This window comes from Paenibacillus sp. 1_12 (assembly GCF_900114475.1).
GTDB lineage: Bacteria > Bacillota > Bacilli > Paenibacillales > NBRC-103111 > Paenibacillus_S.
The window spans coordinates 186,157-202,794 of the sequence record NZ_FOTE01000003.1 but is presented as its reverse complement, the minus strand read 5'-3'; the positions used below and the strand labels follow the sequence as shown (position 1 = coordinate 202,794).

Here is a 16,638-nt window from a genome sequence, read left to right as displayed (position 1 = left end):
TTTAATATGTTTATTATTATACTAATCCATTGGTAATGTACAACCGCCATTTTCCCTTTAAATGTTTATTATCCAACAGTTTACTTTTCATATGTTGGTTATAGCGGGATTATTCAACATTTATACAGCAAGTGTCCCTAACTACAGAAAATGAAAGAAAACGTAAGGATAGGAGTCTAGCGCTAATAAATGTTTTTTCCTTTTCGGTCAAAACCATATGGGATGAGGCTGACAATCACAACAACACATTTTTCTGTTTTGTTGCTTTTACAACACTTTATTCATTTATGTTGAACTTACCCACTTTAAATTTTAAGATTGGAGGTGTATCATGATTCTGGATTCCCGCTATCCCGATCGTCGAATCCTTAGAACGCGTACCACCATTGTTGACGCCTTCGTTTCTTTAATTTTTGAAAAGGGCTTCTCCGCAATTTCCGTAAAAGACATCACTACCGGAGCCGATGTGAACAGGTCTACCTTTTACGCTCATTATCAGGATAAATATGATCTACTCGACAAGCTGATTAAGGAAAAGCTGGAGGACTTGTCCCATCTCATCCGTCCCGATCACCCAAGCGCCCTAACCTACACGGGGAGCTTTGACGAGCCCGATCCGTTCTTCATGGTACTGTTTACTCATTTAACGGATAACAAAAGGTTTTACCAGGCCATGCTGACCAAACTGGAGCCGGAGCATTTCACCCTTAAATTATACGAGGTGATTAGGGAAAGCTTTTATGCCAAAATTTCCAATATGAAAATGGAGCAGAAGTTGTCGGTTCCGTTGGATATTTTACTTAATTATTCAAGCTCATCCGTAATGGGAGTTATCCTAAATTGGATTAATGATCCAACGATGTACACCCCGCAATACATGGCCTTACAGCTTACACGACTTACTATGCTCGGTACGTATAGAACGATGGGATTATTCGATTGACCCCGCTTAACAGAATCAACCTTGGAAACACTAAATAAGATGAAGCCAACATCTGGACAGTAGGGAGGCTCTGCGAAAGCAGACCCTTCTTCCAATCGCTGTTGCAGCCGGATTCTTTCTATTCTAAGCCCCAAAGGGGTAAGAATCAGTCTGCAAAGGCGAACACTTCGTTTCTCCAGACGGGTCCGCTTTCTCCGCTCGGGCTATGTGTTTCTTGAGTTCATCTGATATAGAAATAATATAAATTATACGGAGGTCTACACATGCACAATGAATATAAGATCGTGGACGCAAAGCTTGAGGATTTGAATAAAATTATCGAAATTTACAACTCAACCGTAGCCGGACGAAAGGTAACCGCAGATTTGGAGCCTGTGACAGTGGAAAGCAGACATAAATGGTTTGAGGAGCATTCTCCCGATTTCAGACCTTTATGGATCGTGAAGCATGAAGATCAAATTGTCGCATGGCTGAGCTATCAATCGTTTTACGGCAGGCCTGCCTATAACGCAACAGCGGAGATCAGTGTATACATAGCAGAGTCTTACAGGTCTAAGGGACTCGGAAGCCTGTTGATCGCAAAAGCCATCGAGGAGGCTCCCAGACTGAAATTAAGCACTTTAGTCGGCTTTGTGTTTGCACATAACGAGGCCAGTCTGGCGCTTCTCCAAAAATTCCAGTTTGAAGAATGGGGCTATTTGCCGCGGATTGCTAATTTGGATGGAATTGAAAGAGATTTAGTCATTTTGGGGAAAAGACTTAACCCATAATGGGTCAAGTAGACAAGACACTACGCTAACGGTCTCCGATAGCGTAGTCATAATCACGCAGCAGAATGCTGTTGGACATCACTATTATTCCATCACGATGTCTGGGTTGGCTAGCAGGATTGCCTCTGTGGTCTCCCAGAGTCTGGGCAGGAACTGTACAACCTCATCGGCGCGGCGGATGATCGTATTGGTAGAAGTGATGCCAAGGTCGTTGATAATTGCTTTAAAGGCTGGAAGGAGTGTATCTTGCAAGTCTTGTGGAGCATCTGCGGCTAAAATCTTATGACAGCGTGCAAAGGTTGCGACGATCCAGAAGACCGCTTCCTGATGATAGCCTGCCCGAATAAGTTCACGGCTTCCGTCGATTGCGACCGATCGCGTTGTAGCTTTGATGTCGGTGCTGAAAAAGAATGGTGTTGTGGCCACAGCCGCAGCGACGTCAAAGGTTTGTTCAAGTTCAGTGAGATGGTGCTCAACACGTTCGGGGGTCAGATGAGCGCAGCCGAGCAAATTCAGCAGATCAAGGTAGAGATCGCCATGGCCGTATTGCATCAGCACTTCGCGTGCGGCAAGGTAACGAAGCCGCACAGTGGGATTGCGAAGCGCGGCTACCAGGAGGACGTGTGTAGTCACGCCAGTCGGGAACAGCCAAGACGTCACCTGGTCATGCAGCGGTGCAGCGGTGTCGATAGCTCGCAGCCCGTTCTCGATCTTCTGCCGCACATTATCGCATCGGCGACGTACCCACACCCGATCCGCAAAGTGACGAGATACCTCTGTTTGCAATCTGCGTAGATGTCCGGTGGGATCAGCGATGATTGTATCCACGCGAAAGCTGCCTGCCAAGTGATAGGACGTCAGGACCTCCTCGACCGATGCCAGTTGATTCCAGGACATATATGTGGCCTCCAACAGCGTGCCGCGGTAAACGAACTTTCCGAGCTTAAGTGGAGGCTCAGCTTGTGCGGTGACAATCATAACATCGATATCCGAGGCCGCTGACATCTCCGAGTCATCTGGCAATCCTATCGTTGAACCACTAAAATACGCTCCTTGGAACCCTTCCTCACGGCTGGCGTGCTGCATAACCCACTCAGCTGCAGCAGTTCGTGCATACCCGACTCTCATGGACAGCATGCCCCATTTCGTCTCAAATTGAAGTCCCTATTATTGACCATAGTATGTACCTCCAACATTTCAGTCCGGAACAGCTTCATTATATGATCCAACATATCTGTTTGAGCAGATCGATTCATTGAAGTATATGCGTTCATATATAAGTGTAAGATAACAAAGAATCTTAGCATTTAATGGAAGGCCAATCTCGATGAAATAAGAGGCGAATTACAATGAGAAAAGTTGTTGTATCTGAATTTGTGGCTTTAGATGGGGTCATGGAGAATCCGGACTGGACTTGGCAATTCCAAAGCAGTGAACAGGAACAGTATAAGTTCAATGAACTTAAAGCGAGCGACTCTCTCCTGCTGGGACGAGTGACCTATGAGGGCTTCGCAGCGGCTTGGCCTAATATGATCGAGCAGACAGGGGAATACGGACAGATGATGAACGACTACACCAAGTACGTTGTTTCTCAAACTTTGGATCATGTGGATTGGAACAATTGCCAGCTAATAAAGGGGACTATCACTGAAGAAGTTAACAAGCTGAAGCAGCTACCTGGCAGAGATATTTTAGTGTGTGGCAGCTGCGATCTAGTAAATGAGCTTCATCACAATGATCTCATTGATGAATATCGTCTCATGATTTTCCCAGTAGTTGTGGGGAGCGGAAAGCGAATCTTTAAGGATGGCAAGGAAAAAAAGGTTCTGCAGCTTGTAGATACGAAGACGTTCAGTTCAGGGGTCACAGTTCTTACTTATCAACCAAACCCAAAATGATTAAAACAGTTCAAAAATAGTAGTTCATACTGGTTCCGAGTCGCTGATCCGTTATTTAATACTAAGCTGATGTCAGTACAAATGTTAATCATCCAGATTTTTGGATACACGATTACTCTTCACAAAAGGGCCGTATCTCGGATAAGATACAGCCCCTTCTTAGTTGCGATGCTCTGGCCAGTTACATATGCTTCAGATTCTATCTACACATGCTTGATGAGTGCAGTAAATCAAGACTCTTTGGCTTTGAATATTTCCCCAATTGCCCCAATGCTACCAAGTGTTTCAATAGCTTTGGTAGGAATGAATATTTTATTGGCAGGTCCCTTGGAGATTTCACTCAAAGTCTCTAAAGAACGATAAGCAAGCACATTCTCGTCAAGTCCCGCGGAACGCAGCAGCTCAATCCGATTTTTCTCCGCTTCGGCAATCGCCTGAATCGCCTTGGCTTGACCTAAAGCCTCAAGCTCCTGAGCTTGGCGTAATCCTTCTGCCTGACGAATTCTTGCTTCTTTATCCCCCTCAGCCTTGAGGATCTTACCTTGCTTGTCGCCTTCTGCCCGCAAAATCATATCCTGCTTGGCAGCTTCCGCTTCCAGAACAATCGCACGTTTGCTACGTTCTGCCTTCATCTGTTTGTCCATGGACTCTTGAATATCGAGCGGTGGTTGAATGTCGATGACTTCGACTCGCTCTATACGAACGCCCCATTTTTCCGTTGCTTCATCAAGCGCGATCCGAATTTCACTGGATATTTTCTCACGACCGGATAAGGTTTCATCCAGCTCCAGCTTACCGATAATCTGCCTCATCGTCGCTGTACTAATGTTACGAACCCCATAAACGTAATCCGAAATTCCATAAGTAGCCTGCTCTGGGCCCACCACCTGATAGAAGATGATCGTATCGATTTTTACCTGAACATTATCCTTGGTAATCACCGTTTGCGGAGGAACATTCGCCTGTTGGACACGCAAATCATGATGAACACGTACCTGATCGACTATAGGAATCAAGATATTCAGTCCCGGCGTCAATAGACGATTGTATTTCCCAAGTCTCTCCACAACTGCAACGCGCTGCTGCGGTACGATTTTGACCGTTAATGCAACGAATACAATGACAAGAATTAGAATAATAATAGCAACTGTAGCACCCATTATGAAATACCTCCCCATTTTTGAACCTCTATTATTGTATTACCACGTTCAACAACAATGACAATCTCATCCTTCAGCAAATGTTCGTTGGAAGAGGCACTCCATGTTTCATTGCCTACTTTCACGATCCCATGCTTGCCTGGCTCGATAGCTTCCAGCACGATTCCCTGCTTGCCTATCATCTCGTCAATAACGTCCTTGAACCCTCTGGATGTACGGAAGCGCTGTGTGAGCGGTTTCGTAAAAAAGGTGAGAACGAGAGCTGTCACGCAGCCTGCCAATATTTGCAGCACAAATGCATCGGGAGCAAACCAGGCCACAGCAGCAGCCACGACCGCACCAAGTCCAAGCCACAGTAAGTAAAATGTGAATGTCAGCATCTCTGCAACCAGCAGTACCCCGCCAATAATGAGCCAGATCGACCATAGTTCCATTGTATACGCCACCCCTCTTGCCTTACCTAATTATCGTTCATTAGTGCCCTACACTAAGCTTATTCGCCGTCTAGCAGCTTCTTTCCTCTTTTTGAAGGATATATTCCGCAAATTTACCAACAGAATGTGACAAGAGGTGCGATAATCCGCTATATACAAGGGAAGATTCGATTTCCAGCTGGAAATTGTCATCTATGCAAAACGGTAATGTCATTCCATTTATTACCATAATATAAAGGCAATTTGTTTGATAGGCAGACAGTCAAAAATTGCTGACACTATCGATATATCTGTGGGGAGGCTTTGCTATTCATTCCTCAGGCTGTCCTGATACCTTGCGCAGCTCGTTGGCCAGACGGTGGAATTCCTGCTGGGCTTGCGCATCATCCACAGCAGCATAAGCCGCTTTTAGAAAAGCAATCACTTTATTGGCATCCTCGGGAAGCATCATATCGATCTCCACCTCATTTTCCATATCCTTGCTTGCATCCCAGACATGTAAATCCCATATATGAATAATCGCAATCAGCTTATCGGCGTAGCTCGGATCAGTCGCATAACCAGCGGTTTGCAGTGCTTTGGCAGCACCTATATAATCTTGTTCCGTACATCGCTCAAAAAAACCAGCCCTCGCATAACGCTCATTTTCGATTAAAAACTGCGAATGATCCCATACGCTACCAAGCCAATCTTTATAAACGCGGAAACCATCCGTTACCTTCAGCCAATGATCGTTAATAAACTCCTGCGTTTCCAGCAGCTGTCCTGAACCTTTAATACCGAACAGATTGTTACCTGGCGCAGCTGCTCCCCAACCGCTTTCCAATGCGCCCTGAGCAATCGTAATGCTGGCCAAGATGCCGGTTCGCTTCATTTCCTGGACGGCCCAGGGTGCAAGCTTTTCAATAAATTCTTGTGGGTTCATGCTTTATGCTCTCCCTTTTCGTTAATTTCCGTAAGCTCTGGAGGGTGAATAGATTTATTGTGCAGATGCCCCGCCGCCGCTGCCACCAAAAAAGAGTTAGCAAAATTAAGCATATACAGCCGCCAGTCACCGCCGTTCGCACCCATAGCCAACTGCGAAGCCAGCAGTACCCCGTAGGCAACCATCACTGCGTAAATATCTGTAGGCACCTTCAGCCACCGATCAATCTGGTTTTTCGTATATTGCACAATAAAAAAAGTCAGCAAAGAGGCCCCACCCATCGCAGATAGCGCCTCCCATGTAAAAAATTGCCCTTCCATCCTGTCACTCCTTTCCCCCTAACTATCTTCTTTAAGATCCGTTCCATACAGCCATCATAGTTTGGTGTTGAGTCCTCCTTTGATAATAAAACCGATCACAGCCAGAATGATCGCTCCAATTACGGTAGTGACCAGCCAGCTTGTCAGCTTATCAATCTTATCCAGCCGCCGATGCGCTGATTTCGTTGACTCCATCGCTTTCTTGGCAATGGTCTCGACTTCGTCCAGTTTTTTGGACAAATCCTTCAGCGTATCCATCTTCGTAGAAAGCTCTCGCAGGTCGATTCTCACGTTTGTTAGCTGATCCTGAATCTTCTGGGCTTCTTCCATTACTTTCTCCTCCTCCACCAACTTTCTTGTGAAAAAAATAGCCCTGCTTGGGGGCAGGGCTAGACTCAACCTCTTATTTGGCTAATGCTTTAACACCCTGCGGTGTATTTATGCGTTCCGATGATGCATTCGGGTCTGAAGGATCAACAAGCTCATAACACCCTACAACACCGCCTCCACAAGCTACGCGATATGATTTTGATCCCAACACCCCAGAATCAAGAGCATAAACAGGAAGCATGATATCTACACCAGCGTTGTGAATCTTCCTTGAGCCAATTTGTTTTTTGGTAATAAATTCTTTGTAAGTGTAGGAACTCTCATTTCCTGCCTTATCATGGTACGCAACCGTGTAGCGATACCTCTGTCCTGCCTTTAGACCTGTTTGCGTGTACGTAGTCACATTCCCTATGTCGTCGCCTCCATGAATGACTGTTCCCATAGATGTACCGTCCCATTCATACAGATAAAAATCGGTGCTATTTCTGCCTGAAGAAGGATTAGGATCAGAAAACGCATCCCATGTAAAGGTGGCGGTTGTTGTTCCATATTTTACTTTAGGATTGGGATCATTCGCCAAAACAGAGTCCACCGTTGTATGCATGTAGTAATACCCACTTTGATTATTGGCTCTATCAAATACCATAGCGGCTATTTCATAGTAACCATCACCACTAATGGGTACATCATAGTACCAACTTGTGCCGTTTAGAGTGCCATTAAAGACTGTTCCCCAAGCTCCCCAAGTCAATCCATTATCAAGGCTTTTTCTAAACTGGAACGTAGCTGATATGACTCCTGAAGTAGCGTCTGAAACGTTAGAAATGGTATGTCTTATTGTTCCTGTAGCTTGATTGGAATATCGGTCACCATCTCCGCTGCCGACTACTGGATTGCTTGTATCGCGCATTACGTAAGCAGAATAATACCATCCTGGTCCTCCAGCTGTATTTCCGGCTTTATCATATATGCGAAAATCAAATCTCCAGTTGCCTTCACTATCAATCCCAGTTGCATCAATAGCATATTTACCGGAACTAACGAGAGATGCATTTCCAATATCATAATAAGTACCGTCGGGACGAACCTGATATACTTGTACATAACTAATTCCCGATAAACTATCGGATACACCATCTACATAAACTGTAGCTGTTGTCCCATTTGTATATTGTTGTGGGCTTAATGTACCTATCGTTGGCGCTGTACGATCCACTATATATAATCGCCTTGTAGCTTCCATAGTCGGGTAATTAACATTACCAGCGGAATCTGTTACATATAGGCGTGCATAAAATATACCTTCTCCAATATCCGGTAATAAGTATGATGTTGCAGCCCCTGATAATATCCCGGAATCCCATATCACTGCCGTATATGAACCATTAATTATTTGGACTTGATAACTGCTTTGTGGTGTGGCATCACTATAGTTCCATGCAAATTCTAATCTGCCAGATGTAGCAGTCCCATCTAGTGGTGCATATAGGGTCGCTACAGGTGCTACAGTATCATAATAATACGCTGCATCGTATCCTGCGCTATAGTTTCCCGCGTTATCAATTACATGAAATCTGACAAGATGGTATCCTTGTACCCCATCAGAGGGAGTTGGAAAGTCATAATACCATAATCCACCACCATTATTGACTGCTGCTCCTTCATACACCATCCAATTAGAACCATCATTTCGTAACATATAGGCAAGAACTTTATTTACACCCATAATGTCGCCTACATCACTAAGGTGATATCTAACACCACCTGCACCATACTTAGTTCCATCTAAACCAGATGCTGTTGGTGGAGTGGTGTCAACATAAAAGTAAGGCTCCCAGGACCAAGGACCAATTGCTCCACTTTGATCTTTAGTTAGGACTCTATATCGATACGTACCATCAGGCAAAGCTGGTGATATAACCCAGGATTGGGCTTGTCCATCTACCCAGCCTGTATCCCTCACAACTGAATTCGAATAGTGCTCTAAAATATGAACTACCCAAGCTCCTTGATAATTTCCAGCATCAGGATCATTAAATCCCCAACTGACTGTAGGACTTCCTATATTGTTCCATCCTCCATGAACTGGTGAATTAAGATTTGGTGCATAAGGAGGGGAATTAGGCGGAGTGAAATCAATCACAAGTTGAGGAGGCACACCAGATTCTCTTGAGTAAAACGAAATACGATAGTCAACGCTTGGACCATAATTCCCGTAAATTTCCACACCATAATTCATATTCCAATTTATAACACTGGTTATATTTATACTAATCGTTCCATAGCTAGTTGAAGGTATAAAATTTACTCTTCCTGATTCGGATGAACCTATTGCATTGTTATAGGTCATTGATTCTGTCATAGCACTGCTTAGTGCTCCAACAGAAAATCCTTTAGTACCAGAATAACCAGTTACAAAGATCTTTAGTATCGCACTGTTTATTACAGAACCCGCAGGAATATGCGCTGGTACATTAAAATTCATATAAGCATCTAGATATTTAGAATTAATTATTCCAGCAACTAGCTCTATGCTAGATCCGTAGCTAGTGGTAGGACTTGCTTGAGCTGTATAAGTATCCGCAATTGGGTTAAGTGTTATAGTCGCCAATTATTTCGTCTCCTTTCCAAACAGCAAGGTGTTTGTAGCTACAGATCACTTCTAAACCAAGTTTCCCCAACTTCTGGTGATACGGGGTCAGAAGTTCTCACAGGAAGCACGAATTTGTTTGTTTTCAGCCCTGCAAACGTTGGCGAATCCGTTGTTCTCACGCCTTGATTCAATCGGAAGCCATTCACCATATCCGCATTTAAATTATCAACTTGAGTCTCACTGTTTACAGTAAGAGGTGCTGTACCTGTCGCTACCGTTGAAATCAGTCGTGGTACAGTTAGAGGACCTGTGAATGTTGGAGAATCTGAAGGAACTGCCTTCTCCTGCAACTCCTTCAAAGCTTCATACGTCTTGTTCTGTGTCCAGTTCAACCAGTCAGCCGGCGGTTTCTCACCAGGTTTCCAGCCTTCATTGCGTTTCGTCAGTGGCGGCTCGATGCCGGCTGCTTTCCATTCGGGTAGTTCTTTTTCAAAAGCCATGCTATCCACGCTCCTTATTTATATAGGTAAATCCGTTTCTACAGAAGGGGTGAAAACCGCGCCTAACGTGCCACCTGTAGTCTGATCGACACCAGCAAAACCGACAGCCGTATCCAGTTCTACATCATCACCGCTTGCAAACGAAAAAGTCCCTTGCAGTTCAACCGCATCGACCCTTACACCCGCAGCAACGGTTCTCTGAATAATACGGGCAAATTGTCTCAAATCGATTTCCGAATCACTAATCCGACTTAATGGGAGCCTCAGCAGCGAGATGGCAGCAGGCTCGGGGTCGAAGGCATCTGTATATTTTTCCTGAATTTCAATCTCAGAGTAATCAGCTTTGACAGCCATTGCTATAACCCGGATTACCGTATTCATATCTCCACGCGATAGGTTACGAGCGATTTTGGTTTTGATCAAAATTCGGTATACCTGATCCGATGCCGCTCCCCGCGGTTGCCCAACATTTTGGCCAATACCATCCAGAGTCGTGCCCTCTGCCAAATCAATATCCCGCCACTTCTCCATTGTATCCAGAGTTTGCAGCAAGTCGTTCAGCTGATCATTCACAATGGATAGAAGCTTGCCGATATTGCCCCGTGGACTTTTATTATAGTTATCCGTTAATAGCCTCAGCATGTCGCGGACATTAAGCATGACTGACCACCTCAATATCACTATGAATCACCTGAGCCACCTGGTTGCTGGAAATTGCAATATTGTCCGATTCATAGCCGCCAGCTGCTGCAATTTGCAGACTCACGTCTTCAACACCCTCAACTTTGTAGAGCGCACTGATCAGCTTCGTATAAATCACGTCATTTCCCATAGCCAGGCCGCTGTATAATGATCCATCGCTGTCCTCTCCACCAATGTACCGAATGACAGCCGAGCGTATTTGAGCATTGCCATCTGCAGGATATTGAGCGTTGCTTCTGATGTTCGCACGCACATGAATGGCAACCTCCTCGGCATAGCTGAATTTGATCGTATGAGGAGAGCCTGACAGATCGGTCACAATCCGCGACACAGCCCCATAGGACTCAATGCCGACAGCCTTCGTATCCAAAATACTTTGTGCAATCGCATCTGAATCGCCTCCCAACACATAAGCCTCAAAGCTTTTGCCTGGCCGCCCGTCTGCGTCTGTGAGCAATGAAGTATTTTCGATGATCGTCGCAGCACGTACACCGGAAACACGCAGCAATGCACCGCGAATGGAATCCAGAGTACCCGCCCCACCGCCAGATACAGATAGTGTGAACCGTTCGCGGAATTCGGGATCGGTCTCTTTTTCCCTGCCACCCGCAGCAGACATAGCATTCGATACTGAAGTGACATTGGGATTCGGATTCACAATTTCAATGATTGTCCCTGCTGCTACATTACCGCGAGCTCCTGCGACGGAAGCACGGATAGCTCCTGTCCCCATACCTGTCCCATCGAGAGTCACACTGCTTACTGTTGTAAAATATATCCCCGTTGGGGTACGGACGGAAAATCCGGATGGGATCGTATACCCTGCTGTTCCGACAAAATCGACACGACCCGAAGCGTACTGCTCAGCAATTCTTGTGATCCCAACATGAGGTCCGAGACGATCCTGCTGGACACCCTGCGCCGTGTTGATATATGCGGAAAAATACACATCCTCTGCCTTTTCCCACGGTTTACTCAGAAACCAGGCAAAGATGCGCAGCAAAATGCCCAAAGGCGATCTCTCGGAGGTATTGACGGTTTCACCATAGGCTTCCCGCGCTTTCGCTTCCATTTCCCCAATCAGGTCAGCATACCGTTTTCGTTTAAAGCCCTGACTATCCAACATTCTGAATCACCTCGCCTTCTACTTTTTGACCATCAACGGCTGTAGCGGCGAATCGTACATCCATCGTCCGGTTTTTGGTATCATAATCGAAAGTAATTTTATCGACCGTCTTAATACGCGGTTCCTGAAACAAGCCTTGCCGAATCTGCTCGCGCATTTCCTCTTCATTTAAGTTTTTCTCCAGAAAGGCGTTGAATTTGATTCCCATACCTCGATTTAAAAACCATTCAGCCTTATTTGTACCGAGCACGTTTTTCACGCATTGGGCAAGCTCTTCTCGCCCATCCACCAACACAAGCTCCCCCAGCTCCATAACCAGATCACCATTAATTAGCTTAAAAGACTCCATGGCAGTACCCCCACGATTACAGCATCATTTTTACTATGTCTACGCTTGCTGTCTGGCGAAGCAACTTGACCTGACAGCGTGTTTTTAATTTCCACATCAGCACAAACCACAACAACCGTATCTCCCGCACTCACATTCGGAATACAAACCGCCTCATGCTCCTTCATAGTAATTGTGCGTTCAACACCTTCATCAATAATCGTTTGTTCATATTCCTTGATCTTGAATTTCTGTCCAAGCACCGATACATTTTGAATGAGTGCTGGGCTTGTACTACCCGCTTTTACTAAAGGTTGAACAACGGCTCTACAGCTTCCAGGGTGGAAGGAAATGACCCTGCATGGAAAACATACATACAAATCATCAAATGCTTTCTCCAGCATCCCAACCACGAACGCATTCACAGCACTTCCCGGATCAACGATACTCAAGGATAAATCCCCTCCATTTCCGTGACAAAATCTGAGCCGGTGCATCTGTGTGACCCTTTTCGGATATGCAAAGTTGTATCTTGGTAGCGCTTAGAATTCAGCTTAATGACCGTAGCCGTAGTAATGCGGTGCTGCAGCTGTGATTTGAGCCTAAGTCCTTCAAATCCATATTCTCCTTCATCAAAAGATTCCGGCTGCCCAATCAAGCCTGACTCAGCTGAAAGCGCTATCGCTGCATCGTTACCATGGCGCAAATTTCGAATGTAAAGCTGTCCTTTGTTCACGTATGCGCTGGTGCCACAGTCGGCGGCAATTTTTTTGATAATATCCGTAATCCTGCCTGTCGCCGTATAACCTTCCTCATAAACGAAATCCTCGTTCAAAAAGAATTGAGCCACATGAATCCCAAGCTCTGATGTCATTTGGTCAAGAATTTTGCTTGCGGGCGTTCCCTTGGCAAAGGCAATATCTTTTACTTCACTTTTGTCCTTATTCTCAGCGTCCAATACATGAATTGTGGTTGTTTTGTCTACTCCACTGTACTGAGTAACCTTATTGGAAATAACGCCTTGCAGAATCATGCCTACATTGCCCGTATAACCTGCGTTAATAATCAGCTTCTTGCCGACTTCAAATTCTTTTATCGTATCATCTGTAAGATTATAAATTTTAATCTCGCTTTCGTTAGGCAGCAGGTCATTATCAAAGGGAACTGTAAACTCTATAGTAAAATCCTGATTGGTTAAGGATCTCGAACCAGATTGAATCTCCACTTTCCTGCCGAAATTAACCATATGCCATCTCCCATTCCACGACAGTAAGAAATACAGTCTCTCCCAAAGTCTGTGCGTTAACTTCCACAGTCTGACCTGATGCATCAAGCGGAATCAAACCTACATCAGGAAGTCTCGAATCAACGATGTCATGGAATAATGGTAACCCGTATACAAGCTTTTCTCCGAAAACGATAAGCTCTTTATTTTTAAAAAGATCGACAGTAAAATAATTGAAATCAGGATTATAGTGAAACTCCATTTCAAAAAGCGAGCCTGCAAGCAATATTTCAAAACGATAAGGAATTTTTTTCTTGTCAATATTAATAATGAGTGCCAGTTCAAACACCTCCCAGGACTTAAAGCTCATCTCAGGCTCCAGCCCATACATCAAATTCACGCTTATATTCAAAATAGAACTTTCACTTCCACAAGTCGATCCCCGCGTAAAATCGAAGCTTTACAATTCAGTCGAATCCTGTCTTCCCATATTACTTACCGGATTAATCTCTGCTCCGTCTTCAAGCGATACTTCACGAATTACAGAAGCTGTTGCTGTACGCACTTCCTTCAAGCTCGCTGTGAACGACATTCCATTCTCAATCTGATGCGTATGCGAACTGCGAAAGCTGGTCAAAATGCCGACAAATGAATTACGTCCCTGGTAGTTTACAATAGAGCCATACTGCATTAGGTTCAAAAGTCCTTCTCTGGTTTGAGCAGCATCCTCACCGACAATGAAACCGCTGATGTTCATCGTTCTTGCTTTTGTGCGTACATGATCCACCAAATCCAGTCCATCCTCAATGGGCTGCTCAGTGACCTCAATGTCGTAAGATGGATCTTCGGTTTCGACCATCACTTTATAATCGTTAATAGTTGCCATGATTATCCCCCCGCAATTCCTTGCCTGCGTGATGCGCTCTCGAATACTTCTTGAATGGCAAGTTTAACTTTTTCAGCGATATCCTTAGCAGTTGACTCATTGCTGTCTCCGTTGAGCGTAATATTGATAACGGGATTTATTTCTGTATTTGCGGCATTATTAAATGCGGTAGGACTGTTATAGTAAGCCGCTGGCGGTATAGCTGGAGAGCTTGCAGGAATTTTTGCTGTATCGTAAGTCAGGTCAATTGTTTGATCAGAGTTAAAGCCGTAATGAGAAATCCCATTTTCAAAAGGATTCACAACAGCTTCGGCTATCTTTTCTGATGACCCGATTACGCTGTTTTCACCATTTTCTAGCCCAGATACGAGCCCTTCAGTTGTCCAATACCCAACTTCCATCATAACTTTAGAAGGTGATTTGATTCCAAGAAATGACCTGATTCCATCTCGCATCGCTTGTCCAATTGATACAATTGTATTTGATAAGTTTGGGAATGCATTCACTATGCCAGTTATAATTCCTTCAACAAAATTACTGCCAATAGTAGTAACTCCATTGAGAATTCCATTAAGAAAGTCAACAATTTCTTCAAAAGTGCGTTGTACAGTAAGCTTTGCTTCATCACCATTACCTGTTAGTAATTGCCATATTACTGTGAGGAAGCTAGTGAAGATGTCAAAAATTAAACCTACTAACCCACCTATAGTAGTAAACACAAAAATAACAGTATCTAAGAAAGTTCTTAGATTATTAGTAATAATATCCACACCAAGGGAAAAAGCTGAAATATAAACAGAAATAAAGTCAGTAACAAATTGTGCTATTCCCATTCCAACATTTTTAAATGTATCCAGCCATGTTTGCAAAGCCCCCGAAAAATCCAAAGTTAAGAGCTGTAGAAATACTTTAAACATACCTGTACTGTAATTCCAGATGATTCCCATAATATTAAATAAAGCTGTCAGAAACCATGAAATCATATTATAAGCATGGGTGAAAACTAGCTTGATAATACCCCAAATAACCATGCAGTCCGTAACGATTAAGGTCTTAATCATGGGCCAAACAACAGCAACAATCTGGAGTATATAAGGCATTATTGAACTCATATAATTACTATATTTATTAAATATGCCTGTCACAAAACCCAATACATTACTTGCCGTATCTCGAAGGCCGAACATATTCGTTTTCCACATGTAACCCAACAAGGCTATTTGAGCACCAAGACCGACAACAGCAGCTATAAAAGGCAACAATGGAGAAATCGCTGCCCATTCAGCCACAGCAACGCTCCATAAGGAGGCAGTCAAAGCCGTACCAAACACTATGGCAACTACACCTACCACAGGACCGAGTATTTCAAGGTGACTCTTTAAAAAGTTTATCGATTCAATTATTCCATCTATAACACCTGGTATGTTTTCACCAAGACCGTCAAGGAATTTGTTAATGTATGGGCTCATATTATCAAAACAAGCAGACAAGCTTTCAATAGCTTTTGTAAGGAGAGGAAAGTTCTTATTTGCCAATTCCATCAGTTTATCACCTAGAGGTGATAGTGAATTGATTGTATTTTTCTTTAAAACAGTGAACTTATCTCCTAACGTTTCAGTATCCTTGGAAACATTATCGATAATGCCTTTGGAATTTTTCATTTCATTTAATAGATTGCCCAATTCCAACTTACCTTCACGGATAGCTGAAGCCATTGTAGGACCACTTGCTTCACCAAAAACTTTCATAGCCAAGCCTGAGGCTTCAGCCATTGTTGAAGCTTCTTTTATTTTTTGAATTGATGACTCTAGCCCCTTGCCAGGGTCAGGAATATCTTGTGAGGACATCTTCCCAAGAGCTGTTGAGAAAGATGCTAGAACCATGTCTGCATCTAATCCTTTATCCGTCCATTGCCCTATCATTGCTGCGCTGGTATCAAAGTCATAACCTAATCTTCGCATTGGATCACCGAATTTGACCATTTTATCAGCAAGCACGTTAACACCCATACCCGTTTTCTGAGATAAAAAATAGAGTTTGTCAAACATAGCGCCACCTTGATCAGCGCCTAAATCCCAATCCTTCATTGCGCTCGTCATAGAAGTAGACATGATACTCGTGCTAGTTCCTGTTAGAGATCCTAACCTTAATATTTTTCCTGACATTTCCTCTAGGCTCGTTCCAGTTGCACCCGTTTTCTTATGAATCGCTGCTATAACCGTAGCCACAGCATTCATTTCATCAGGTACCTCTGAGCCCACTTTTTTATAACTTGTCATTAAATCCCCTAATATTGTGCTGGTTGCTCCGGTTCCTTTTTTAATAATATTAAGTGATCTTTCCGATTCAGTGGCTGCTTTCCAAATAGATGTGCTAATATTATCAAAAGCAATACCTATTCCTGCAGATGTACTTTTCCCTAATTTCTCCAAACTTTCTTTGAATGTTATTGAAGCTGCCATACCCCTCCACCACCTTTCCCCTCAAAAGAAACAAAG

19 protein-coding genes are annotated in these 16,638 nt (G+C 44.0%); 3 read left to right on the top strand and 16 right to left on the bottom strand.

Features of this window, described 5'->3' with window-relative positions; all coding sequences use genetic code 11:
- Positions 1–331: 331 nt before the first annotated feature.
- Positions 332–943, top strand: coding sequence for a TetR/AcrR family transcriptional regulator (locus BM210_RS08525; RefSeq protein ID WP_091167079.1), 612 nt, complete (start codon positions 332–334; stop codon positions 941–943).
- Positions 944–1,206: 263 nt separating this feature from the next.
- The gene (locus tag BM210_RS08520; protein WP_091167077.1) at positions 1,207–1,713 is read left to right on the top strand and encodes a GNAT family N-acetyltransferase; all 507 of its coding nucleotides are present in this window, start codon (positions 1,207–1,209) and stop codon (positions 1,711–1,713) included.
- 84 nt (positions 1,714–1,797) lie between these two features.
- Here BM210_RS08520 and BM210_RS08515 read toward each other — a convergent pair whose 3' ends face one another.
- Positions 1,798–2,610 (bottom strand): hypothetical protein, encoded by an 813-nt coding sequence (locus BM210_RS08515; protein ID WP_256223391.1) that lies wholly within the window; start codon positions 2,608–2,610, stop codon positions 1,798–1,800.
- A gap of 452 nt (positions 2,611–3,062) precedes the next feature.
- Between BM210_RS08515 and BM210_RS08510 the strand changes: the two genes are divergently transcribed.
- The gene (locus BM210_RS08510; protein WP_091167074.1) at positions 3,063–3,611 is read left to right on the top strand and encodes a dihydrofolate reductase family protein; all 549 of its coding nucleotides are present in this window, start codon (positions 3,063–3,065) and stop codon (positions 3,609–3,611) included.
- Positions 3,612–3,841: 230 nt separating this feature from the next.
- Here BM210_RS08510 and BM210_RS08505 read toward each other — a convergent pair whose 3' ends face one another.
- The 15 genes from BM210_RS08505 to BM210_RS08435 all read right to left on the bottom strand — a co-directional run bounded on the left by BM210_RS08505 (position 3,842) and on the right by BM210_RS08435 (position 16,602).
- Entirely contained in the window at positions 3,842–4,771 is a 930-nt protein-coding gene (locus BM210_RS08505; protein ID WP_371263442.1) for an SPFH domain-containing protein, read from the bottom strand.
- Positions 4,771–5,205, bottom strand: a complete 435-nt coding sequence (locus BM210_RS08500; RefSeq protein WP_091167072.1) for an NfeD family protein — start codon at positions 5,203–5,205, stop codon at positions 4,771–4,773. Before BM210_RS08500 ends, BM210_RS08505 begins: the two co-directional genes overlap by 1 nt.
- 310 nt (positions 5,206–5,515) lie before the next feature.
- Positions 5,516–6,130, bottom strand: coding sequence for a glycoside hydrolase family 73 protein (locus BM210_RS08495; protein WP_091167071.1), 615 nt, complete (start codon positions 6,128–6,130; stop codon positions 5,516–5,518).
- On the bottom strand, positions 6,127–6,450 hold the full coding sequence (locus BM210_RS08490) for a hypothetical protein (protein ID WP_091167069.1): 324 nt from the start codon (positions 6,448–6,450) through the stop codon (positions 6,127–6,129). The genes BM210_RS08495 and BM210_RS08490 overlap by 4 nt, the downstream gene beginning before the upstream one ends.
- Positions 6,451–6,504: 54 nt before the next feature.
- Positions 6,505–6,780, bottom strand: a complete 276-nt coding sequence (locus BM210_RS08485) for a hemolysin XhlA family protein (RefSeq protein ID WP_091167068.1) — start codon at positions 6,778–6,780, stop codon at positions 6,505–6,507.
- Positions 6,781–6,853: 73 nt separating this feature from the next.
- Complete coding sequence (locus BM210_RS08480) at positions 6,854–9,391, bottom strand: DNRLRE domain-containing protein (protein ID WP_091167066.1); 2,538 nt, start codon at positions 9,389–9,391, stop codon at positions 6,854–6,856.
- 38 nt (positions 9,392–9,429) lie between these two features.
- On the bottom strand, positions 9,430–9,873 hold the full coding sequence (locus tag BM210_RS08475) for a hypothetical protein (RefSeq protein WP_091167065.1): 444 nt from the start codon (positions 9,871–9,873) through the stop codon (positions 9,430–9,432).
- 18 nt (positions 9,874–9,891) lie between these two features.
- The gene (locus BM210_RS08470) at positions 9,892–10,533 is read right to left on the bottom strand and encodes a hypothetical protein (RefSeq protein ID WP_091167063.1); all 642 of its coding nucleotides are present in this window, start codon (positions 10,531–10,533) and stop codon (positions 9,892–9,894) included.
- Complete coding sequence (locus tag BM210_RS08465; protein ID WP_091167062.1) at positions 10,526–11,701, bottom strand: baseplate J/gp47 family protein; 1,176 nt, start codon at positions 11,699–11,701, stop codon at positions 10,526–10,528. The genes BM210_RS08470 and BM210_RS08465 overlap by 8 nt, the downstream gene beginning before the upstream one ends.
- The gene (locus tag BM210_RS08460) at positions 11,691–12,050 is read right to left on the bottom strand and encodes a DUF2634 domain-containing protein (protein WP_091167060.1); all 360 of its coding nucleotides are present in this window, start codon (positions 12,048–12,050) and stop codon (positions 11,691–11,693) included. Before BM210_RS08460 ends, BM210_RS08465 begins: the two co-directional genes overlap by 11 nt.
- A complete protein-coding gene (locus BM210_RS08455) occupies positions 12,032–12,481 on the bottom strand; it encodes a Gp138 family membrane-puncturing spike protein (protein WP_091167058.1) in 450 nt (149 codons plus the stop codon). Before BM210_RS08455 ends, BM210_RS08460 begins: the two co-directional genes overlap by 19 nt.
- Positions 12,478–13,275 carry a phage protein gene (locus tag BM210_RS08450; protein WP_091167057.1) on the bottom strand — a complete coding sequence of 266 codons (798 nt, stop codon included), beginning with the start codon at positions 13,273–13,275 and terminating at the stop codon, positions 12,478–12,480. The genes BM210_RS08455 and BM210_RS08450 overlap by 4 nt, the downstream gene beginning before the upstream one ends.
- Entirely contained in the window at positions 13,268–13,624 is a 357-nt protein-coding gene (locus BM210_RS08445) for a phage baseplate plug family protein (RefSeq protein ID WP_091167656.1), read from the bottom strand. The genes BM210_RS08450 and BM210_RS08445 overlap by 8 nt, the downstream gene beginning before the upstream one ends.
- 90 nt (positions 13,625–13,714) lie before the next feature.
- Positions 13,715–14,140 (bottom strand): phage baseplate protein, encoded by a 426-nt coding sequence (locus BM210_RS08440; RefSeq protein ID WP_091167055.1) that lies wholly within the window; start codon positions 14,138–14,140, stop codon positions 13,715–13,717.
- A 2-nt stretch (positions 14,141–14,142) separates the two neighbouring features.
- The gene (locus BM210_RS08435) at positions 14,143–16,602 is read right to left on the bottom strand and encodes a phage tail tape measure protein (RefSeq protein WP_091167053.1); all 2,460 of its coding nucleotides are present in this window, start codon (positions 16,600–16,602) and stop codon (positions 14,143–14,145) included.
- Positions 16,603–16,638: the final 36 nt, after the last annotated feature.

Excerpts from the sequence above, each read along its gene's own strand:
- BM210_RS08445 (WP_091167656.1), bottom strand. The coding sequence starts at position 13,624 with ATGAGCTTTAAGTCCTGGGAGGTGTTTGAACTGGCACTCATTATTAAT.
- BM210_RS08435 (WP_091167053.1), bottom strand. The coding sequence starts at position 16,602 with ATGGCAGCTTCAATAACATTCAAAGAAAGTTTGGAGAAATTAGGGAAA.
- BM210_RS08490 (WP_091167069.1), bottom strand. The coding sequence starts at position 6,450 with ATGGAAGGGCAATTTTTTACATGGGAGGCGCTATCTGCGATGGGTGGG.
- BM210_RS08475 (WP_091167065.1), bottom strand. The coding sequence starts at position 9,873 with ATGGCTTTTGAAAAAGAACTACCCGAATGGAAAGCAGCCGGCATCGAG.
- BM210_RS08525 (WP_091167079.1), top strand. The coding sequence starts at position 332 with ATGATTCTGGATTCCCGCTATCCCGATCGTCGAATCCTTAGAACGCGT.
- BM210_RS08505 (WP_371263442.1), bottom strand. The coding sequence starts at position 4,771 with ATGGGTGCTACAGTTGCTATTATTATTCTAATTCTTGTCATTGTATTC.
- BM210_RS08470 (WP_091167063.1), bottom strand. The coding sequence starts at position 10,533 with ATGCTTAATGTCCGCGACATGCTGAGGCTATTAACGGATAACTATAAT.
- BM210_RS08495 (WP_091167071.1), bottom strand. The coding sequence starts at position 6,130 with ATGAACCCACAAGAATTTATTGAAAAGCTTGCACCCTGGGCCGTCCAG.
- BM210_RS08510 (WP_091167074.1), top strand. The coding sequence starts at position 3,063 with ATGAGAAAAGTTGTTGTATCTGAATTTGTGGCTTTAGATGGGGTCATG.
- BM210_RS08485 (WP_091167068.1), bottom strand. The coding sequence starts at position 6,780 with ATGGAAGAAGCCCAGAAGATTCAGGATCAGCTAACAAACGTGAGAATC.
- BM210_RS08465 (WP_091167062.1), bottom strand. The coding sequence starts at position 11,701 with ATGTTGGATAGTCAGGGCTTTAAACGAAAACGGTATGCTGACCTGATT.
- BM210_RS08520 (WP_091167077.1), top strand. The coding sequence starts at position 1,207 with ATGCACAATGAATATAAGATCGTGGACGCAAAGCTTGAGGATTTGAAT.
- BM210_RS08515 (WP_256223391.1), bottom strand. The coding sequence starts at position 2,610 with ATGTCCTGGAATCAACTGGCATCGGTCGAGGAGGTCCTGACGTCCTAT.
- BM210_RS08440 (WP_091167055.1), bottom strand. The coding sequence starts at position 14,140 with ATGGCAACTATTAACGATTATAAAGTGATGGTCGAAACCGAAGATCCA.
- BM210_RS08460 (WP_091167060.1), bottom strand. The coding sequence starts at position 12,050 with ATGGAGTCTTTTAAGCTAATTAATGGTGATCTGGTTATGGAGCTGGGG.
- BM210_RS08450 (WP_091167057.1), bottom strand. The coding sequence starts at position 13,275 with ATGGTTAATTTCGGCAGGAAAGTGGAGATTCAATCTGGTTCGAGATCC.
- BM210_RS08500 (WP_091167072.1), bottom strand. The coding sequence starts at position 5,205 with ATGGAACTATGGTCGATCTGGCTCATTATTGGCGGGGTACTGCTGGTT.